This window comes from Pseudomonas sp. WS 5027, from assembly GCF_012985695.1.
Taxonomy (GTDB): Bacteria; Pseudomonadota; Gammaproteobacteria; order Pseudomonadales; family Pseudomonadaceae; genus Aquipseudomonas; species Aquipseudomonas hygromyciniae.
Genome location: NZ_JAAQWU010000009.1, coordinates 150,401 through 168,431, shown reverse-complemented (window position 1 = coordinate 168,431; position 18,031 = coordinate 150,401). Strand labels below are relative to the sequence as shown.

The window sequence follows — 18,031 nt, the reverse complement described above, 5'->3', positions numbered from 1 at the left end:
ACTCCACAGTGTTTACAGGCGGAACTCGTGCCCCAGATACACTTCCTTAACCAGTTCGTTGGCCAGGATGGTGGCGGAGTCGCCTTCGGCAATCAGTTGGCCGTCGTTTACGATATAGGCGGTTTCGCAGATATCCAGGGTCTCACGCACGTTGTGGTCGGTGATCAGCACGCCGATCCCCTTGGCCTTGAGGTGATGGATAATCTGCTTAATGTCGCCTACCGAGATCGGGTCGACACCGGCGAAGGGTTCGTCCAGCAGGATGAACTTCGGTGCTGTGGCCAGGGCGCGGGCGATTTCCACACGACGCCGCTCACCGCCGGACAGGCTCATGCCGAGGTTGTCGCGAATGTGGTTGATGTGGAACTCCTGCAGCAGGCTTTCCAGCTCCTGGCGGCGCCCGTCGCGATCCAGTTCCTTACGGGTTTCAAGGATCGCCATGATGTTGTCGGACACTGACAATTTGCGGAAAATCGACGCCTCTTGGGGGAGATAGCCGATACCGGCCCGTGCACGACCGTGCATTGGCTGATGGCTGACGTCCAGGTCGTCGATCAATACACGACCCTGGTCCGCCTGGACCAGACCGACGATCATGTAGAAGCAGGTGGTCTTGCCGGCACCGTTGGGGCCAAGCAGGCCGACGATCTGGCCGCTGTCGATCGACAGGCTGACGTCGCGCACGACCTGTCGGCTTTTATAGGCCTTGGCCAGATGCTGGGCTTTCAGGGTTGCCATTACTGGGCCTTCTTCTTCGGCTGGATAACCATGTCGATACGTGGGCGTGGTGCGGTCACCTTGCTGCCATTGGCACGACCGGCATTGGCGATCTGCTTCACGGTGTCATAGGTGATTTTTTCACCTTCCGTGGAATTGCCATCGGGGCTGAGCACCTTGGCCTGGTCGATCAGCACGATACGGTTCTGCTGGGCGTGATACTGGATGGTCTTGCCGTAGCCCTTCATCGGGCCGGTGTCGGTATCGGACTGCTTCTGTTCGAAGTAAGCCAGGTTGCCTACCGAGGTCACCACGTCAATATCGCCAGCCTGGGTGCGCGTCAGGGTCACCGTATTGCCGGTGATCTTCATTGAGCCCTGAGTGATGATCACGCCGCCGGTGTATGTCGCGATGCCTTTCTTGTCATCCAACTGCGCATCGTCAGCCGAGATGTGGATCGGTTGCTGGCTATCGTTCGGCAGAGCCCAGGCGCTCACGCTTCCCAGTGCTGCGCCCAGACCGAGCAAAATAGGGAGGGTTTTAACGAGCCTCATACTGTCCTCTTACGTTCGATAGCAGGTGTATCCTGCTTTCTTTCAAATACGCTTTCATTCCCTTGCCAGTCGATACACCGCCAGCGCCGTCGATTCTAACGTCTTGCTCGGTCTGCGCATATTGCTTCTGTGGGAATACGGTCATGCGACTGCTGGTAATGATGGTGTCGCGGTTCTGGGCGTCGGTACGCGCAACGCGCACCGAGTCGATCAGCTCCACCTCGGTACCGTCCGGGTTGACCTCGCCACGCTTGCTGGTGACGTGCCACGGGAATTCGGTGCCGCGATACAGGTTCAGGTCCGGATTGGTCAGCAATGTGACCTCCGAAGCCTTCAAGTGTTCGACCTTGTCCGACGTCATTTCGTACTGCACCTTGCCGTCAGGCAGGAACTGAACGCTGTAGGCGTTGGTGGCGTAATAGTCGATAGCACCCTGGTCGGCCTGCACGACAGGCTGGTCGAGGAAGCGCTCCGGGCTGATATTCCAGTAGCCCACCGCTAGGAACAGTGCGGCGATGGCCCCGAATATCAGGAAGTTGCGAATCTTTTTGCTCAGCATAGAAGGCTCTATAGGTAGGCGGCGTGGGCTGCTTCAAGGCTGCCCTGGGCACGCAGGATCAGCTCGCAGAACTCGCGGGCGGCGCCTTCGCCGCCACGGGCCTGGGTAATGCCGTGGGCGTGTTCGCGAACAAACGATGCGGCATTGGCCACGGCCATGCCCAGGCCTACGCGGCGAATTACCGGCAGGTCAGGCAAGTCATCGCCCAGATAGGCAACCTGCTCATAGCTTAGGTTGAGTTTGCCAAGAAGCTCGTCCAGGACCACCAGTTTATCCTCGCGGCCCTGGTAGAGGTAAGGAATCCCCAGGTTTTGTGCGCGGCGTTCTACGACTGGGGTCTTGCGACCACTGATAATCGCGGTTTGCACGCCAGAGGCCATCAGCATCTTGATGCCCTGGCCGTCCAGCGTGTTGAAAGTCTTGAATTCACTACCGTCTTCGAGAAAGTACAGTCGGCCATCGGTCAGTACGCCGTCGACGTCGAAAATTGCCAGTTTAATGGCCTTGCCCCGTTGCAACAGGTCGGTGTTCATTTACATCACTCCTGCGCGCAGCAAATCGTGCATGTTCAGGGCGCCAATCGGATGGTCGGCATCATCGACCACCACCAGGGCGCCGATTTTATGGTCTTCCATGATCTTCAGGGCTTCGGCCGCGAGCATTTCGGCGCGGGCGGTCTTGCCGTGAGGGGTCATGACCTGATCGATGGTCGCGGTATGGATATCGATGGTGCGGTCCAGGGTGCGGCGCAGGTCGCCGTCGGTGAAGACCCCGGCCAGGCGGCCGTCGGCCTCGAGAATCACGGTCATGCCCAGGCCCTTGCGGGTCATTTCCATCAACGCGTCCTTGAGCAGGGTGCCACGCTGTACCTGAGGCAGTTCGTCGCCGGCATGCATCACATTTTCCACTTTCAACAGCAGGCGACGGCCAAGGGCGCCACCGGGGTGGGAAAAGGCGAAGTCTTCGGCGGTAAAGCCACGGGCTTCCAGCAGGGCCACGGCCAGCGCGTCGCCCATGACCAGGGCGGCAGTGGTGGAAGAGGTCGGTGCCAGGTTGAGCGGGCAGGCCTCGTGGGCTACATGCACGTTCAGGTTCACTTCGGCGGCCTTGGCCAGCGTCGAGTCCGGGTTGCCGGTCATGCTGATCAACTTGATGCCCAGGCGCTTGATCAGGGGCAGCAAGGTCACGATTTCGTTAGTGGTGCCGGAGTTGGACAGGGCCAGAATCACGTCATCACGGGTGATCATGCCCATGTCGCCATGGCTGGCTTCGGCCGGGTGCACGAAAAACGCCGTGGTGCCGGTGCTGGCCAGAGTGGCGGCAATCTTGTTGCCAACATGGCCTGACTTGCCCATGCCGACCACGACAACCCGGCCTTTACTGGCCAGGATCATCTCGCAGGCGCGTACGAAATCTGCGTCGATATGGGCCAGCAAGCCTTCTACGGCTTCAAGCTCGAGGCGGATGGTGCGTTGTGCGGATTGAATAAGGTCGCTGGATTGGCTCATGTCTGAAATCGTATAGCCTGACGAAAAGTCGGCGATTATAGCGGTAATGAGCAATTCCCTCACGCAAGTTCGTCAGGGTTTGTTCTGCTCGGATGTGAGAACGCTCTCAAATACGCTTTTACCTGTCCTGTTTCTGAACAAGCGCTGCTGCGGCCTTGGGCGCTTTATGTCAGCGGTGATATAGTTCGCCGCCAGTTCGGTCCGCGCAGCTCACATGTGTCTAACTGTCGCAAGCAGTTGTCCCAAACATGGTGTCTGAGTGAGTAGCTGCATCCCAAGGAGTTTAGATGAGTGCCGATAACGCCTACGCGGTCGAGCTGAAGGGCCTTTCCTTCAAGCGCGGTACGCGCAGCATCTTCAATAATGTCGATATTCGCATTCCCCGCGGCAAGGTGACGGGCATCATGGGGCCGTCCGGTTGCGGCAAGACGACCCTGCTGCGCCTGATGGGCATGCAGTTGCGTCCCACTGCCGGTGAAGTCTGGGTCAATGGCCAGAACCTGCCGACCCTGTCGCGCAGCGACCTGTTCGATGCGCGCAAGCACATGGGGGTGCTGTTCCAGAGCGGCGCTCTGTTCACCGACCTCGATGTTTTCGAAAACGTCGCGTTCCCGCTGCGGGTGCACACCCAGCTGTCCGAAGAAATGATTCGTGACATCGTGCTGTTGAAACTGCAGGCCGTCGGCCTTCGCGGTGCCATCGACCTGATGCCAGATGAGCTCTCCGGCGGTATGAAGCGGCGTGTGGCGCTGGCGCGCGCGATTGCCCTCGATCCGCAGATCCTGATGTATGACGAGCCGTTTGTCGGCCAGGACCCTATCGCCATGGGCGTTCTGGTGCGCCTGATCCGCCTGCTCAACGATGCGCTGGGCATCACCAGCATCGTGGTTTCCCATGACCTGGCCGAAACCGCGAGCATTGCCGACTACCTCTACGTCGTCGGCGATGGCCAGGTGTTGGGGCAGGGTACGCCTGAAGAACTGATGAACGCTGATAACCCGCGTATTCGCCAGTTCATGAACGGTGATCCTGATGGCCCGGTGCCTTTTCATTTTCCGGCAGCGGACTACCGCTCAGATCTTCTGGGGAAGCGCTGATGCGCAAGACATCTTTAATCGAGAAGGTCCGCCTTTTCGGTCGTTCCGCCATCGACTTCGTCGAAGTGCTCGGGCGTTCGACGATTTTCCTGTTTCACGCCTTGCTAGGCCGCGGTGGTATCGGCGGTGGTTTTGCCTTGCTGCTCAAACAACTGCACTCAGTGGGCGTGATGTCCCTGGTGATCATCGTGGTTTCCGGGGTGTTCATCGGCATGGTGCTGGCGTTGCAGGGGTTCAATATCCTGTCCAGCTACGGTTCCGAGCAGGCGGTGGGGCAGATGGTTGCGCTGACGCTGCTGCGTGAGCTGGGGCCGGTAGTTACGGCATTGCTGTTTGCCGGGCGCGCTGGTTCTGCCTTGACCGCCGAGATCGGCAACATGAAGGCCACCGAGCAGTTGTCCAGCCTGGAAATGATCGGCGTGGACCCACTCAAGTACATTGTTGCCCCGCGCCTGTGGGCCGGCTTCATCTCCTTGCCACTGCTGGCGATGATTTTCAGCGTGGTCGGGATCTGGGGCGGTTCGTGGGTGGCGGTGGACTGGCTGGGAGTCTACGACGGCTCCTACTGGGCCAATATGCAAAACAGCGTGACCTTCAGCGGTGACGTGCTCAATGGCATTATCAAGAGCATCGTCTTCGCCTTCGTCGTGACTTGGATCGCCGTATTCCAAGGCTATGACTGTGAGCCCACTTCAGAAGGGATCAGTCGAGCCACCACCAAGACCGTTGTGTACGCCTCGCTGGCGGTACTGGGCCTTGACTTCATTTTGACCGCCTTGATGTTTGGAGATTTCTGATGCAAAACCGCACTGTGGAAATCGGTGTCGGCCTTTTCTTGCTGGCTGGCATCCTGGCTTTACTGTTGCTCGCCCTGCGAGTCAGCGGCTTGTCGGCCAGCCCGGCCGCCGATACCTATAAACTTTACGCCTACTTCGACAATATCGCCGGTTTGACGGTCAGATCCAAAGTGACCATGGCCGGTGTGACCATCGGCAAGGTCACGGCAATCGATCTGGACCGCGACAGCTTCACCGGCCGAGTGACCCTGCAGCTGGACAAGAAGGTGGATAACCTGCCGACTGACTCCACTGCGTCTATCCTCACGGCGGGTCTGCTGGGCGAAAAGTACATCGGTATCAGCGTGGGCGGGGAAGAAGCCTTGCTCAAGGATGGTTCGACCATTCATGACACACAGTCGTCGTTGGTATTGGAGGACCTGATCGGTAAATTCCTGCTTAATACGGTTAGCAAAGACGCCAAATGAGGAGTTTGTTCATGATCTCTACCTTGCGACGTGGCCTGTTGGTGCTGTTGGCAGCCTTGCCATTGATGGCTAACGCCGTGGCGGCGCCTACGGCGCACGACATTATTGATAGAACCACCAAGGAGCTGCTGGCTGACCTTGCGGCAAACAAGGAACAGTACAAGCAAAGCCCAAGCGCGTTCTACGATGCCCTCAACGGTATCGTGGGGCCGGTGGTCGACGCTGATGGCATCTCCCGCAGCATCATGACCGTGAAGTACTCGCGCAAGGCTACGCCTGCGCAGATGCAGCGCTTCCAGGAAAACTTCAAGCGCAGCCTGATGCAGTTCTATGGCAACGCCCTGCTGGAATACAACAACCAGGGCATCGTCGTTTCCCCGGCCAAGGATGAGTCCGGCAACCGCACCAGCGTGGATATGCAGGTCAAGGGCAACAATGGCTCGGTCTATCCGGTTTCCTACACCCTTGAGAAAATCAATGGTGAGTGGAAAGTGCGCAACGTGATCATCAACGGCATCAACATCGGCAAGTTGTTCCGTGATCAGTTCGCCGATGCGATGCAGCGCAATGGCAACGACCTGGACAAGACCATTGATGGCTGGGCTGGTGAAGTGGCCAAGGCCAAGGAAGTGACCGAAGAAGCCGCAGAGAAGCAGGCCCCATGACCGAGTCGGCTGTTCGTCAAGGCCAGGCCGGCGAGTTGCTCCTCAGTGGCGTGCTCGACTACAGCACTGGGCCGGTCCTGCGCAAGCAGGGCCAGGCGCTGATCAATGCCAGCACCGCGCAGGCATTGGTTATCGATTGCTCGGCGGTGGTGAAGTCCAGCAGTGTTGGCTTGTCATTGCTCTTGTGTTTCCTACGTGACGCAGCAAAGGTCAACAAACCTGTCAGTATTCGCGCATTACCCGAGGATATGCGTGAAATTGCCCAGGTTAGCGGTTTGACCGAGCTGTTGGCGCATCCTTAATACACATTATTGAAGAAGCCCCCCGTCAGAGTCCTGCTATGCGGGGTTCGCAGGCGCGGGGCTTTTTTGTATGATGTGCGACCCGCGCGCACTGGGCGCCGATAGAGGTTGAGCATGCAGGCCCTAGAAGTTAAAAGCTTCCTTGAAGGAAAGCTGCCGAATACTGAAGTTGCAGTTGAAGGCGAAGGCTGCAATTTCCAGCTGAACGTGATTAGCGATGAACTGGCGGCATTGAGCCCGGTCAAGCGTCAGCAGCAGATCTATGCCCATTTGAACCCGTGGATCACCGATGGCAGCATCCATGCGGTCACTATGAAATTTTTCAGCCGCGCGGCCTGGGCCGAGCGCACCTGAGCCCCCAAGGCGTCGAGATTCTTATGGATAAATTGATTATTACCGGCGGTGCCCGTCTTGATGGCGAAATCCGTATCTCCGGGGCTAAAAACTCGGCCTTGCCGATCCTGGCCGCTACCTTGCTGTGCGATGGCCCGGTTACCGTAGCCAACCTGCCGCACCTGCACGACATCACTACCATGATCGAACTGTTCGGTCGCATGGGCATTGAGCCGGTGATCGACGAGAAACTGTCGGTCGAAATCGACCCGCGCACCATCAAGACCCTGATCGCACCGTACGAATTGGTGAAAACCATGCGTGCCTCGATCCTGGTACTGGGCCCGATGGTTGCCCGTTTCGGCGAAGCCGAAGTGGCACTGCCTGGCGGTTGCGCCATCGGTTCGCGTCCGGTGGACCTGCACATCCGTGGCCTTGAAGCCATGGGCGCGACCATCGACGTCGAAGGCGGCTACATCAAGGCCAAGGCGCCGGAAGGCGGCCTGCGTGGCGCCAACTTCTTCTTTGATACCGTCAGCGTGACCGGTACCGAGAACATCATGATGGCCGCTGCCCTGGCCAATGGCCGTAGCGTCCTGCAGAACGCCGCGCGTGAGCCGGAAGTGGTCGACCTGGCCAACTTCCTGATCGCCATGGGTGCCAACATCACTGGCGCCGGCACCGACACCATCACCATCGACGGTGTGAAGCGCCTGCACTCGGCGACCTACAAAGTGATGCCGGACCGTATCGAGACCGGTACCTACCTGGTTGCTGCTGCCGTCACCGGTGGTCGCGTCAAGGTCAAGGACACCGATCCGACTATCCTGGAAGCGGTCCTGGAAAAGTTGCGCGAAGCCGGCGCCGAAATCACCACTGGCGAAGACTGGATCGAGCTGAACATGCACGGCAAGCGGCCTAAAGCCGTCAACGTGCGTACTGCTCCGTACCCGGCGTTCCCCACCGACATGCAGGCACAGTTCATCTCCCTGAACGCGATTGCCGAAGGCACCGGTGCGGTGATCGAGACCATCTTCGAAAACCGCTTCATGCACGTGTATGAATTGCACCGCATGGGCGCCAAGATCCAGGTCGAAGGCAACACCGCCATCGTTACCGGTATCGAGCAGCTCAAGGGCGCGCCAGTAATGGCCACCGACCTGCGGGCTTCGGCCAGCCTGGTGATCTCGGCGCTGTGCGCTGACGGCGACACCCTGATCGATCGCATCTACCACATAGACCGTGGCTACGAGTGCATCGAAGAAAAACTGCAGATGCTCGGCGCAAAAATCCGCCGCGTACCGGGCTAGTCCCAGCTGCACTGTAGGCGCGAGCTTGCTCGCGAAAAACGTCAACGATAACGCGTTTATCCAGAATCAACGTGGTATCCATGAGTTCTTCGCGAGCAAGCTCGCTCCTACAAACACTGGTTTGTTTCAAATCGAGGCTGTCATGGCCTCGATCTGTGTCTGGCGCCGTTTGCGACCGGACAGCAATAGCCTGATGAAGGACTGACGTTTCCCATGTTGACCATCGCACTGTCCAAGGGCCGCATCCTTGACGATACTTTGCCGCTTCTGGCTGAAGCGGGCATCGTGCCGACCGAGAATCCGGACAAAAGCCGCAAGCTGATCATCCCCACGACCCAGGACGACGTTCGCCTGTTGATCGTGCGTGCGACCGACGTGCCGACCTACGTTGAACATGGCGCCGCCGACCTTGGTGTCGCCGGTAAAGACGTGCTGATGGAATACGGTGGCCAGGGCCTGTACGAGCCGCTGGACCTGCGTATTGCCCTGTGCAAGCTGATGACCGCCGGCCGTGTTGGTGACGTCGAACCCAAGGGCCGCCTGCGGGTAGCCACCAAGTTCGTCAACGTCGCCAAGCGTTATTACGCCGAGCAAGGCCGTCAGGTCGATATCATCAAGCTCTATGGCTCGATGGAGCTGGCGCCGCTGATTGGCCTGGCCGACAAAATCATCGACGTGGTCGACACCGGCAACACGCTGCGTGCCAATGGCCTGGAACCCCAGGACTTTATCGCCGACATCAGCTCCCGCCTGATCGTCAACAAAGCTTCGATGAAAATGCAGCACGCCCGTATTCAGGCGTTGATCGACACCCTGCGCAAGGCAGTGGAGTCTCGACACCGCGGTTGACTCACCTGCGCGGCCTTAGGTCGCGCCCGTCTATCCGCCTCATAGCCAGAATTCTCGGGTGCCCAAGCGGAAACGACTGCTAGTTTAGGGCGCCTGAGTTTTTGCCAATTCTATTGAGGCCCTCGCTATGACCACGTCCACTGCAATTGCCCGACTCAACGCTGCCGACCCGGATTTCGCCCATCATCTGGATCATCTGCTGAGCTGGGAAAGTGTGTCCGACGACTCGGTCAACCAGCGAGTGCTCGACATCATCAAGGCTGTGCGCGAGCGCGGCGATGCGGCGCTGGTGGACTTTACCCGGCAGTTCGACGGCCTGGACGTCAAGTCCATGGCCGACCTGATCCTGCCCCGCGAACGCCTGGAGTTGGCCCTGACGCGCATCACGGCGCCCCAGCGTGAAGCCCTGGAAGTCGCGGCAGCGCGGGTGCGCAGCTACCACGAAAAACAGAAGCAGGATTCCTGGAGCTACACCGAGGTCGATGGCACGGTGCTGGGCCAGAAGGTCACGCCCCTGGACCGCGCCGGCCTGTACGTGCCGGGCGGCAAGGCCTCGTACCCCTCGTCGGTGCTGATGAATGCCATTCCCGCCAAGGTGGCCGGTGTGACCGAAGTGGTCATGGTGGTCCCGACCCCGCGCGGTGAAATCAACGAACTGGTGTTGGCCGCGGCCTGCATCGCCGGGGTTGACCGCGTGTTCACCATCGGCGGTGCCCAGGCAGTGGCCGCGTTGGCCTATGGCACCGAGAGCGTGCCGAAGGTGGACAAGGTGGTCGGCCCCGGCAATATCTACGTCGCCACCGCCAAGCGTCATGTGTTTGGCCAGGTCGGTATCGACATGATTGCCGGCCCTTCGGAAATCCTCGTGGTGTGCGACGGTCAGACCGATCCGGACTGGATCGCCATGGACCTGTTCTCCCAGGCCGAGCACGACGAAGATGCCCAGGCGATCCTGGTCAGCCCCGACGCCGAGTTCCTCGACAAGGTGGCGGCCAGCATCAACAAATTGCTGCCGACCATGGAGCGTGCGGAGATCATCGAGAAGTCGATCAATGGCCGTGGCGCACTGATTCTGGTGCAGGACATGGAGCAGGCCATCGAAGTGGCCAACCGCATCGCTCCCGAGCACCTGGAGTTGTCCGTGGCCGACCCACAAGCCTGGCTGCCGTCGATTCGCCATGCCGGCGCGATCTTCATGGGCCGCCACACCAGCGAAGCCCTGGGCGACTACTGCGCCGGTCCCAACCACGTATTGCCAACTTCCGGCACCGCGCGGTTCTCGTCGCCGCTGGGGGTGTATGACTTCCAGAAGCGTTCGTCGATCATCTTCTGCTCGCCCCAGGGCGCTTCCGAGCTGGGCAAGACCGCCTCGGTGCTGGCCCGTGGCGAATCGTTGAGCGCACACGCCCGTAGCGCCGAATACCGCATCGTCAAGGGAGAGTAAGACATGAGCAAATTCTGGAGCCCTTTCGTCAAGGACCTCGTGCCTTACGTGCCCGGCGAGCAGCCGAAGCTGACCAAGCTGGTCAAGCTCAACACCAATGAAAACCCCTATGGCCCATCGCCCAAGGCGCTGGCGGCGATGCAGGCCGAGTTGAACGACAACCTGCGTTTGTACCCCGACCCCAACAGCGACCTGCTCAAGCAGGCCGTGGCCAAGTATTACGGGGTGGATGGGAATCAGGTATTCCTCGGTAACGGTTCTGATGAAGTCCTGGCGCACATCTTCCACGGGTTGTTCCAGCACGACTTGCCGCTGCTGTTTCCGGATATCAGCTACAGCTTTTATCCAGTCTACTGCGGGCTGTACGGCATCAAGTCCGACCCGGTGCCGCTGGACGAGCAGTTCCAGATCCGTGTGGCAGACTATGCCAAGCCCAATGGCGGGATCATCTTCCCCAACCCGAACGCGCCGACCGGCTGCGTGCTGGCGCTGGACGCGGTGGAACAGTTGCTCAAGGCCAGCCCGGATTCGGTGGTGGTGGTCGATGAGGCCTATATCGATTTCGGTGGCGAAACCGCCATCACCCTGGTGGATCGTTACCCCAACCTGCTGGTTACCCAGACCCTCTCCAAATCGCGCTCACTGGCCGGTTTGCGCGTAGGCCTGGCGGTGGGCCATCCGGACCTGATCGAGGCGCTGGAGCGGGTCAAGAACAGCTTCAACTCCTATCCGCTGGATCGCCTGGCGATTGTTGGCGCGGCGGCGGCCTTTGAAGATCGTGAATACTTCGAGAAGACCTGTCAGTTGGTCATCGATAGCCGCGAGAAGGTGGTTGCGCAATTGAAGAGTAAAGGCTTTGAAGTGCTGCCTTCGGCGGCCAACTTCATCTTTGCCCGGCACCCACGGCACGACGCGGCCGGCCTGGCGGCCAAGCTGCGCGAGCAAGGGGTGATCGTGCGGCACTTCAAGCAGGAGCGGATTGCCCAGTTCCTGCGGATCAGCATCGGTACGCCGGAGCAGAACCAGGCGCTGGTCGATGGCTTGGGCGATCTTTAAGGCTTAAATCTATATTGGCTGCACTGGCCTCATCGCGGGCAAGCCCGGCTCCCACATTGAAATGCGTTCCAATGTGGGAGCCGGGCTTGCCCGCGATGAGGCCAACAGCAACACCGACCATCCGTAGCCTTTAGAGCAACGGCTCATCCGGCTTCTTGTGTTTCCAGCCGTCATTGCCCGGCAGCAGCAGGTTCAAGCCAATCGCCACCACCGCACACAGGGCGATGCCTTTCAGGCCGAAATCGTCGGGGCCAGTGCCGGTGCCGATCAGCACACCGCCAATCCCGAATACCAGGGTCACCGACACAATCACCAGATTGCGGGCTTCCCCCAGGTCGATCTTGTGACGGATCAAGGTATTCATCCCCACTGCGGCGATCGAGCCGAACAACAGGCACAGAATCCCGCCCATCACCGGCACCGGAATGCTCTGCAGCAGTGCGCCGAACTTGCCGACAAAGGCCAGGGTGATGGCAAATACCGCCGCCCAGGTCATGATTTTCGGGTTGTAGTTCTTGGTCAGCATCACCGCGCCCGTCACTTCGGCGTAGGTGGTGTTGGGCGGGCCGCCGAACAGGCCAGCCGTGGTGGTGGCAATGCCGTCGCCCAACAGCGTGCGATGCAGGCCGGGCTTTTTCAGGTAATCGCGACCGGTCACGCTACCCACGGCAATCACGCCGCCGATGTGTTCAATGGCCGGTGCCAGGGCGACCGGGACAATGAACAGAATCGCCTGCCAGTTGAATTCCGGCGCGGTGAAGTGGGGCAGGGCGAGCCATGGCGCGGCGGCGATCTTCGCGGTATCGACCACGCCGAAGTAGAACGACATGCCAAACCCCACCAGCACCCCGGCAATGATCGGCACCAGGCGGAAAATGCCTTTGCCGAACACGGCCACGATCAGTGTGGTCAGCAGCGCCGGCATCGAGATCAACATTGCTGTCTGGTAATGGATCAGCTCGGCACCGTCACCCGACTTGCCCATTGCCATGTTCGCGGCAATCGGCGCCATGGCCAGGCCGATGGAGATGATCACCGGCCCGATGACCACGGGCGGCAGCAACCGGTCGATAAAACCGGTGCCCTTGATCTTCACGGCCAGGCCCAGGAAGGTGTAGACGAAACCCGCCGCCATCACACCGCCCATGGTCGCCGCGAGGCCGAACTGGCCCTTGGCGAGAATGATCGGGGTGATAAAGGCAAAGCTCGACGCCAGGAACACCGGCACTTGGCGCCCCGTGACTACCTGGAACAGCAACGTGCCAAGACCTGCGGTAAACAGTGCAACGTTTGGATCAAGACCTGTGATCAGCGGCATCAACACCAGCGCGCCAAATGCTACGAAGAGCATCTGTGCGCCAGACAGGATCTGGCGCCAAAGCGGGTCGTTGAATTCATCCTGCATGTTCACGCATCCTTCTGCTTGGTGCCGAAGATCTTGTCGCCGGCATCGCCCAGGCCCGGAATGATGTAGCCGTGTTCGTTCAGGCGTTCATCGATGGACGCGGTGTAAATCACCACATCCGGGTGCGCTTTTTCTACGGCGGCGATACCTTCGGGCGCAGCCACCAGCACCATGGCGCGGATGTCCTTGCAGCCGGCTTTCTTCAGCAGGTCGATGGTGGCGACCATGGAACTGCCGGTGGCCAGCATCGGGTCGATGATCATCGCCAGGCGCTCGTCGATTTCCGGGACGAGTTTTTCCAGGTAGGTATGGGCCTGCAGGGTTTCTTCGTTGCGGGCTACGCCCACAGCGCTGACCTTGGCGCCCGGGATCAGGCTCAGCACGCCTTCAAGCATGCCGATACCGGCGCGCAGGATCGGCACCACGGTAATTTTCTTGCCGGCGATTTTCTCGACCTGGACGGGACCGCACCAACCGGGGATCTCGTAGTTTTCCAGGGGTAAATCTTTAGTGGCTTCGTAGGTGAGCAACGCTCCGACTTCCTGAGCAAGCTCACGGAAGTTCTTCGTGCTAATGTCGGCGCGGCGCATAAGGCCGAGCTTGTGTCGGATCAGCGGGTGGCGGATCTCACGGATGGGCATGGGGAAAGGCTCCGGCGGCGGGCAAAAAAACCGGCCTAGATTAATCTATCCGAGGGTGTTGTCCTATAGACAACCAGTACGTTAGTCCATAAAGGCTTGAACGTTGCGTCCCAGAGGCGTACCTTCGCCCGCTTTTCTTGCCACAGTACCCCTGGAGAGCGCCATGTCCGCTGATCTCGAGCATATCCGTCAAATCATGCGCGAGGCTGACTGCCTGTACACCGAAGCGCAAGTCGAAGAGGCTATCGCCAAGGTCGGCGCGCACATCACCCGCGAAATGGCCGATACCAACCCGGTGGTGTTCTGTGTGATGAACGGCGGTCTGATTTTCGCCGGCAAATTGCTCACTCATCTGCAATTCCCCCTGGAAGCGTCTTACCTGCACGCCACCCGCTATCGCAATGAAACCAGCGGCGGTGACCTGTTCTGGAAAGCCAAGCCGGAAGTGTCGTTCATCGACCGCGACGTATTGATCATCGACGACATCCTCGACGAGGGTCATACCCTGGGCGCGATCATCGACTTCTGCAAACACGCCGGTGCGCGCAAAGTGCACACCGCCGTACTGATCGACAAGGACCATGACCGCAAGGCCCGCCCGGACCTGAAGGCCGATTACGTTGGATTGCCGTGCATCGACCGCTACATTTTCGGTTATGGCATGGACTACAAAGGCTACTGGCGCAATGCCAATGGCATCTTCGCTGTGAAGGGAATGTAAGCCATGGCGCGTTTTCTTGATCAATCGCTGTTTACCGAATTGGCCGAGAAAGCCGCCGCCAACCCCCGGGGCCGGCAGAACGTCAACTTCCACCAGATGGAAGAGCCGTGCCATCGCATGGCTGTCGGCTTGCAGCCACACACCTATGTGCAGCCCCATCGTCATCTTACCGCTGACAAGGCCGAGACCCTGCTGGTACTCAAGGGGCGCCTGGGCATTCTGATCTTCAGCGAGTCAGGCGAAGTCCTGGAGCGGCGCGTCTTGCAGGCGGGTGGCGATTGCCAGGGCGTTGATCTGTCGCCCGGGGTTTTCCACGGCCTGGTGGTGCTTGAGCCCGACACGGTGATGTTCGAGTGCAAGGCTGGCCCTTATCGCCCGGTAGGCGAGGGCGAATTGGCCACCTGGGCGCCCCGGGAGGGTGAGGCTGGGATGGCTGAGTATCACCGCTGGATGCTGGGTCAGTTCGACTGAACCTGCATTCGATTTTCGTGGCTTCCGAACCTGGAGTCCCGCAGGTAGACTTCTTACCCCCGTGTATATGTCTGCAGGCTGGAGTCGGCAATGCGTAAAGATAAGAAACAAGTGATTGGTGACGAGATCGGCGACGATCAGATCAAGCTGTTCCTGGATTTTGAACCGGTCGACGCCACTTCACCTTCCCTGCACAAACTGATCAAAGCCTATCGCGGCTTGCGCATTGATGATTTCGAGCGGTTCCTGGGCTTTTTCAAGGAAGCCGGGCTGGACCTCGATGGCAAGGATGAACATGGCCAGACCTTCGTGGATCTGATCAAGGACCAGCGCAATTCGGACGAGTACATCGAGCTGATCGAAAACGCTCGCGGCTGAATGCCCAAGACATAAAAAAACGCCCCGCTCTCATGACGAGAGCGGGGCGTTTTTTATGGCGCTTCTGTAGGAGCGAGCTTGCTCGCGAAGAACGTTAACGATGACGCGTTTATTCTGGATAAACGCGGCGTCCTCAGGTTTTTCGCGAGCAAGCTCGCTCCTACAGGAGTCAGGCGTAGGTTTGGGTCTCGCTGCTTTGCTCAACCAGCTCCAGGCTGATGTTGTTCTGCACGCTGATCTGGCGATACAGCTCGGCATCGGTCTCCAGGATTTTTTCCCGGGCCGGGAAGATTTCCTGCAGCTTGGCCGCCCATTCGCCGGCCGCCTGGGTCGGGAAGCAGCGTTCGATCAATTCCAACATGATCGACACAGTCACCGAAGCACCAGGGGAGGCGCCCAGCAGCGCGGCCAGCGAACCGTCCTTGGCCGCGACCAGTTCGGTACCAAATTGCAGCACGCCGCCTTTCTTCGGGTCTTTCTTGATGATCTGCACCCGCTGGCCGGCCACTTCCAGGCGCCAGTCCTCGGCTTTTGCCTCGGGGTAGAAGCGGCGCAGGGATTCCAGGCGCTGCTCCATCGATTGCATCACTTCGCTGACCAGGTACTTGGTCAGGTCCATGTTGTCACGGGCCACGGCCAGCATCGGGCCGATGTTGCCGAGGCGGATCGACATGGGCAGGTCAAGGAACGAGCCGAACTTGAGGAACTTGGTAGTAAAGCCGGCGTATGGTCCGAACAGCAGGGACTTCTTGCCCTCCACCACGCGGGTGTCCAGGTGCGGCACCGACATCGGCGGCGAACCCACGGCCGCCTGGCTGTAGACCTTGGCCTGGTGCTGCTTGACCACTTCCGGGTTGTCGCAGCGCAGCCACTGGCCGCTGACCGGGAAGCCACCAAAGCCCTTGCTTTCTTCGATGCCCGAGGCTTGCAGCAGCGGCAGGGCCGCGCCACCGGCACCGAGGAAGACGAACTTGGCGTCGACATTGCGCGTGTTGCCGCTGTTGACGTCCTTGATGCTCACGGTCCAGCCGGTGCCATTGCGCTTGAGGCCGGTGACGCGCTTGCTGTACTTGACCTGGGCATCCGGGGAGCTGCTCAGGTGCGCCAGCAATTGGTTGGTCAGGGCGCCGAAGTTGACGTCGGTACCGTTCATCACGCGGGTCGCGGCGATTTTTTCATCGGCGGGGCGGCCAGGCATCATCAGCGGCATCCACTCGGCCATTTCTGCCCGGTCTTCGGTGTAGTGCATGTCCGAGAACGCGTGGTGCTGGCTGAGTGTCTCAAAGCGCTTCTTGAGGAACGACACGCCTTTTTCGCCTTGCACGAAGCTCAGGTGCGGCACTGGACTGATAAAAGACTTGGACGAGCCAAAGGTGCCTTTTTTGGTCAGGTACGCCCAGAACTGCTTGGAAACCTCGAACTGGGTGTTGATGTGCACGGCTTTCTTGATGTCGATGGAACCATCAGCCGCCTGCGGGGTGTAGTTCAGCTCACACAGGCCGGCGTGACCGGTACCGGCGTTGTTCCACGGGTTGGAACTCTCCGCGGCACCCGAATCCATCAGCTCAACGACTTCCAGCTTGAGGCCGGGGTCGAGCTCCTTGAGCAGTACGGCGAGGGTGGCACTCATGATGCCCGCACCTACCAGTACTACGTCGACTGCTTCGTTATGCGCCATTTAACGCGTCTCCAAAATCTGCAGCACCAAATTGACGGCATGGCTGCCAGGAGTGACGGGGCGGTTCACGTGATGCCCCAGGTTACCCATGGCCAGGATCGCCATGTCCGATTCTTCGCAATTTTTTTGCAACTTCAGCGGACGCTGCCGACCAGGCCTTATCTGCATATGAACGCATTTCAGGGGCCCTGTGGCAATTCGACTTATGGTCAAGTACGTCCGATCGTGCAACCAAATCCGTAGCGGACAGGCTTCAAGCTCCGGTTTTTGAGGAGTACTCGGTCCTGTGTGGTTGGGCAGTGCCAGACGTTGATGGTGCTTGTACAAACGCAAAACTATTCATTTGCTCGCCACACTCTTGTGAAGTTGTGAAAACCCGTTTTTTTCACGCTCTTTTGAAGACGTGAACCTCAAAAAAGGGCTGCCCAGTCTGGCACCTGGCCCGAAATCACTGCCGACACGCGGCATAACGGGCAAACAACTCAAGTGGCCGAGCGCAATGGCAGCTCTGGCAGATTCGGTAAAGGCGCAGGTTTGCAGACAAAACAGCCAGCTCGCCAGCTTCACTCGATCTGTGTGGGCGGCTCTCTGTGGGCGGTGCGGGGGAGCTAATACCAAGGCATTAGCGATGCTGCGAGGCCCGATCAGGAGACGTCCTTATAATCGGGGGGAGATTGTAGCGAAGAACTGCGGGGAAATGGACGTGTTTTATGACTTTTATTAGCGCTTCGGTCAGGCGGTCAACGGCAGGCGGTGGGATGACCGTGCGCGACGCGGGCTGACGCGTGCGCGGGCGGGCAGGGGATGGTGCATCCAGCTCAGGCGGATCTCTGCGACTTCGACCCAGCCTTCGCCTACGGGGGGCTGGCTGCACTGCTTGAATGCCTGGCAGCGACCTTGCTGGTCGAGCAGGGCAAAGTTGCGATGGGCGGGTGTGCGAGCGAAAAAGCGCCAGAGAAGATTGAGCATGGTTGGCCTCCTGAGAATGGGGGCAAGCATGCCAGCCCAGCATGACATATCGGTGACACTGAACCGCTGCCGGCGGGCCTGGGTCTGAGGTTGTAACTGGCGCTAGTTCC

At 59.5% G+C, this 18,031-nt stretch carries 22 protein-coding genes; 13 read left to right on the top strand and 9 right to left on the bottom strand.

The window, feature by feature from the left end; all coding sequences use genetic code 11:
* Positions 1 to 12: 12 nt before the first annotated feature.
* Genes lptB through HBO09_RS13585 form a run of 5 tightly spaced genes read right to left on the bottom strand, consistent with a single transcriptional unit; the run spans position 13 to position 3,338 of the window.
* Positions 13 to 738: an LPS export ABC transporter ATP-binding protein gene (lptB, locus tag HBO09_RS13605; protein WP_029291791.1), complete on the bottom strand. Its 726-nt coding sequence runs from the start codon at positions 736 to 738 to the stop codon at positions 13 to 15.
* On the bottom strand, positions 738 to 1,271 hold the full coding sequence (lptA, locus tag HBO09_RS13600) for a lipopolysaccharide transport periplasmic protein LptA (protein ID WP_169994653.1): 534 nt from the start codon (positions 1,269 to 1,271) through the stop codon (positions 738 to 740). The genes lptB and lptA overlap by 1 nt, the downstream gene beginning before the upstream one ends.
* Positions 1,258 to 1,830, bottom strand: coding sequence for an LPS export ABC transporter periplasmic protein LptC (gene lptC, locus HBO09_RS13595; RefSeq protein ID WP_029291788.1), 573 nt, complete (start codon positions 1,828 to 1,830; stop codon positions 1,258 to 1,260). The genes lptA and lptC overlap by 14 nt, the downstream gene beginning before the upstream one ends.
* Positions 1,831 to 1,838: 8 nt before the next feature.
* Positions 1,839 to 2,363, bottom strand: coding sequence for an HAD family hydrolase (locus HBO09_RS13590; protein ID WP_029291786.1), 525 nt, complete (start codon positions 2,361 to 2,363; stop codon positions 1,839 to 1,841).
* Positions 2,364 to 3,338: a KpsF/GutQ family sugar-phosphate isomerase gene (locus tag HBO09_RS13585; protein WP_115128986.1), complete on the bottom strand. Its 975-nt coding sequence runs from the start codon at positions 3,336 to 3,338 to the stop codon at positions 2,364 to 2,366.
* Between the two features lie 287 nt (positions 3,339 to 3,625).
* Here HBO09_RS13585 and HBO09_RS13580 point away from each other — a divergent pair, with 287 nt between their 5' ends.
* The 10 genes from HBO09_RS13580 to hisC all read left to right on the top strand — a co-directional run bounded on the left by HBO09_RS13580 (position 3,626) and on the right by hisC (position 11,658).
* The gene (locus tag HBO09_RS13580) at positions 3,626 to 4,435 is read left to right on the top strand and encodes an ATP-binding cassette domain-containing protein (RefSeq protein ID WP_169994651.1); all 810 of its coding nucleotides are present in this window, start codon (positions 3,626 to 3,628) and stop codon (positions 4,433 to 4,435) included.
* The gene (gene mlaE, locus HBO09_RS13575) at positions 4,435 to 5,232 is read left to right on the top strand and encodes a lipid asymmetry maintenance ABC transporter permease subunit MlaE (RefSeq protein WP_169994649.1); all 798 of its coding nucleotides are present in this window, start codon (positions 4,435 to 4,437) and stop codon (positions 5,230 to 5,232) included. The genes HBO09_RS13580 and mlaE overlap by 1 nt, the downstream gene beginning before the upstream one ends.
* Positions 5,232 to 5,699 carry an outer membrane lipid asymmetry maintenance protein MlaD gene (mlaD, locus tag HBO09_RS13570; protein ID WP_169994647.1) on the top strand — a complete coding sequence of 156 codons (468 nt, stop codon included), beginning with the start codon at positions 5,232 to 5,234 and terminating at the stop codon, positions 5,697 to 5,699. The genes mlaE and mlaD overlap by 1 nt, the downstream gene beginning before the upstream one ends.
* Before the next feature lie 11 nt (positions 5,700 to 5,710).
* Positions 5,711 to 6,364 carry an ABC transporter substrate-binding protein gene (locus HBO09_RS13565; RefSeq protein WP_092238257.1) on the top strand — a complete coding sequence of 218 codons (654 nt, stop codon included), beginning with the start codon at positions 5,711 to 5,713 and terminating at the stop codon, positions 6,362 to 6,364.
* Positions 6,361 to 6,666 (top strand): STAS domain-containing protein, encoded by a 306-nt coding sequence (locus HBO09_RS13560; RefSeq protein WP_169994644.1) that lies wholly within the window; start codon positions 6,361 to 6,363, stop codon positions 6,664 to 6,666. Before HBO09_RS13565 ends, HBO09_RS13560 begins: the two co-directional genes overlap by 4 nt.
* 114 nt (positions 6,667 to 6,780) lie before the next feature.
* Positions 6,781 to 7,020, top strand: coding sequence for a BolA family protein (locus HBO09_RS13555; protein ID WP_010567702.1), 240 nt, complete (start codon positions 6,781 to 6,783; stop codon positions 7,018 to 7,020).
* Between the two features lie 23 nt (positions 7,021 to 7,043).
* Complete coding sequence (gene murA, locus HBO09_RS13550) at positions 7,044 to 8,309, top strand: UDP-N-acetylglucosamine 1-carboxyvinyltransferase (protein WP_029291769.1); 1,266 nt, start codon at positions 7,044 to 7,046, stop codon at positions 8,307 to 8,309.
* Positions 8,310 to 8,522: 213 nt separating this feature from the next.
* The gene (gene hisG / locus HBO09_RS13545) at positions 8,523 to 9,158 is read left to right on the top strand and encodes an ATP phosphoribosyltransferase (protein ID WP_003188599.1); all 636 of its coding nucleotides are present in this window, start codon (positions 8,523 to 8,525) and stop codon (positions 9,156 to 9,158) included.
* A 127-nt stretch (positions 9,159 to 9,285) separates the two neighbouring features.
* Positions 9,286 to 10,602: a histidinol dehydrogenase gene (hisD, locus tag HBO09_RS13540; protein ID WP_169994642.1), complete on the top strand. Its 1,317-nt coding sequence runs from the start codon at positions 9,286 to 9,288 to the stop codon at positions 10,600 to 10,602.
* Positions 10,603 to 10,605: 3 nt separating this feature from the next.
* Positions 10,606 to 11,658 carry a histidinol-phosphate transaminase gene (gene hisC, locus HBO09_RS13535; RefSeq protein ID WP_169994640.1) on the top strand — a complete coding sequence of 351 codons (1,053 nt, stop codon included), beginning with the start codon at positions 10,606 to 10,608 and terminating at the stop codon, positions 11,656 to 11,658.
* 130 nt (positions 11,659 to 11,788) lie between these two features.
* On the opposite strand, the gene HBO09_RS13530 is transcribed toward hisC, so the two are convergent.
* Positions 11,789 to 13,063 carry a uracil-xanthine permease family protein gene (locus tag HBO09_RS13530; protein WP_169994638.1) on the bottom strand — a complete coding sequence of 425 codons (1,275 nt, stop codon included), beginning with the start codon at positions 13,061 to 13,063 and terminating at the stop codon, positions 11,789 to 11,791.
* 2 nt (positions 13,064 to 13,065) lie between these two features.
* A complete protein-coding gene (gene upp / locus HBO09_RS13525; RefSeq protein ID WP_029291751.1) occupies positions 13,066 to 13,704 on the bottom strand; it encodes a uracil phosphoribosyltransferase in 639 nt (212 codons plus the stop codon).
* A 163-nt stretch (positions 13,705 to 13,867) separates the two neighbouring features.
* Here upp and HBO09_RS13520 point away from each other — a divergent pair, with 163 nt between their 5' ends.
* The 3 genes from HBO09_RS13520 to HBO09_RS13510 all read left to right on the top strand — a co-directional run bounded on the left by HBO09_RS13520 (position 13,868) and on the right by HBO09_RS13510 (position 15,274).
* On the top strand, positions 13,868 to 14,425 hold the full coding sequence (locus HBO09_RS13520) for a hypoxanthine-guanine phosphoribosyltransferase (protein WP_025856323.1): 558 nt from the start codon (positions 13,868 to 13,870) through the stop codon (positions 14,423 to 14,425).
* Between the two features lie 3 nt (positions 14,426 to 14,428).
* Positions 14,429 to 14,896, top strand: a complete 468-nt coding sequence (locus tag HBO09_RS13515) for a WbuC family cupin fold metalloprotein (RefSeq protein WP_169994636.1) — start codon at positions 14,429 to 14,431, stop codon at positions 14,894 to 14,896.
* Positions 14,897 to 14,986: 90 nt separating this feature from the next.
* Positions 14,987 to 15,274: a PA4642 family protein gene (locus tag HBO09_RS13510; RefSeq protein WP_169994634.1), complete on the top strand. Its 288-nt coding sequence runs from the start codon at positions 14,987 to 14,989 to the stop codon at positions 15,272 to 15,274.
* A gap of 169 nt (positions 15,275 to 15,443) precedes the next feature.
* Here the strand turns inward: HBO09_RS13510 and mqo are convergent, their stop codons facing one another.
* Both mqo and HBO09_RS13500 read right to left on the bottom strand, forming a co-directional pair.
* Positions 15,444 to 16,952 (bottom strand): malate dehydrogenase (quinone), encoded by a 1,509-nt coding sequence (gene mqo, locus HBO09_RS13505; protein ID WP_169994632.1) that lies wholly within the window; start codon positions 16,950 to 16,952, stop codon positions 15,444 to 15,446.
* Positions 16,953 to 17,684: 732 nt separating this feature from the next.
* Positions 17,685 to 17,921 (bottom strand): hypothetical protein, encoded by a 237-nt coding sequence (locus HBO09_RS13500; protein WP_169994630.1) that lies wholly within the window; start codon positions 17,919 to 17,921, stop codon positions 17,685 to 17,687.
* Positions 17,922 to 18,031 lie beyond the last annotated feature (110 nt).

Coding starts and splice junctions, on each gene's coding strand:
- hisC (WP_169994640.1), top strand. CDS start 10,606: ATGAGCAAATTCTGGAGCCCTTTCGTCAAGGACCTCGTGCCTTACGTG.
- murA (WP_029291769.1), top strand. CDS start 7,044: ATGGATAAATTGATTATTACCGGCGGTGCCCGTCTTGATGGCGAAATC.
- lptA (WP_169994653.1), bottom strand. CDS start 1,271: ATGAGGCTCGTTAAAACCCTCCCTATTTTGCTCGGTCTGGGCGCAGCA.
- HBO09_RS13580 (WP_169994651.1), top strand. CDS start 3,626: ATGAGTGCCGATAACGCCTACGCGGTCGAGCTGAAGGGCCTTTCCTTC.
- mlaE (WP_169994649.1), top strand. CDS start 4,435: ATGCGCAAGACATCTTTAATCGAGAAGGTCCGCCTTTTCGGTCGTTCC.
- HBO09_RS13515 (WP_169994636.1), top strand. CDS start 14,429: ATGGCGCGTTTTCTTGATCAATCGCTGTTTACCGAATTGGCCGAGAAA.
- HBO09_RS13560 (WP_169994644.1), top strand. CDS start 6,361: ATGACCGAGTCGGCTGTTCGTCAAGGCCAGGCCGGCGAGTTGCTCCTC.
- mqo (WP_169994632.1), bottom strand. CDS start 16,952: ATGGCGCATAACGAAGCAGTCGACGTAGTACTGGTAGGTGCGGGCATC.
- HBO09_RS13590 (WP_029291786.1), bottom strand. CDS start 2,363: ATGAACACCGACCTGTTGCAACGGGGCAAGGCCATTAAACTGGCAATT.
- HBO09_RS13510 (WP_169994634.1), top strand. CDS start 14,987: ATGCGTAAAGATAAGAAACAAGTGATTGGTGACGAGATCGGCGACGAT.
- hisD (WP_169994642.1), top strand. CDS start 9,286: ATGACCACGTCCACTGCAATTGCCCGACTCAACGCTGCCGACCCGGAT.
- upp (WP_029291751.1), bottom strand. CDS start 13,704: ATGCCCATCCGTGAGATCCGCCACCCGCTGATCCGACACAAGCTCGGC.
- HBO09_RS13565 (WP_092238257.1), top strand. CDS start 5,711: ATGATCTCTACCTTGCGACGTGGCCTGTTGGTGCTGTTGGCAGCCTTG.
- HBO09_RS13530 (WP_169994638.1), bottom strand. CDS start 13,063: ATGCAGGATGAATTCAACGACCCGCTTTGGCGCCAGATCCTGTCTGGC.
- lptB (WP_029291791.1), bottom strand. CDS start 738: ATGGCAACCCTGAAAGCCCAGCATCTGGCCAAGGCCTATAAAAGCCGA.
- HBO09_RS13520 (WP_025856323.1), top strand. CDS start 13,868: ATGTCCGCTGATCTCGAGCATATCCGTCAAATCATGCGCGAGGCTGAC.
- hisG (WP_003188599.1), top strand. CDS start 8,523: ATGTTGACCATCGCACTGTCCAAGGGCCGCATCCTTGACGATACTTTG.
- HBO09_RS13585 (WP_115128986.1), bottom strand. CDS start 3,338: ATGAGCCAATCCAGCGACCTTATTCAATCCGCACAACGCACCATCCGC.
- HBO09_RS13500 (WP_169994630.1), bottom strand. CDS start 17,921: ATGCTCAATCTTCTCTGGCGCTTTTTCGCTCGCACACCCGCCCATCGC.
- lptC (WP_029291788.1), bottom strand. CDS start 1,830: ATGCTGAGCAAAAAGATTCGCAACTTCCTGATATTCGGGGCCATCGCC.
- HBO09_RS13555 (WP_010567702.1), top strand. CDS start 6,781: ATGCAGGCCCTAGAAGTTAAAAGCTTCCTTGAAGGAAAGCTGCCGAAT.
- mlaD (WP_169994647.1), top strand. CDS start 5,232: ATGCAAAACCGCACTGTGGAAATCGGTGTCGGCCTTTTCTTGCTGGCT.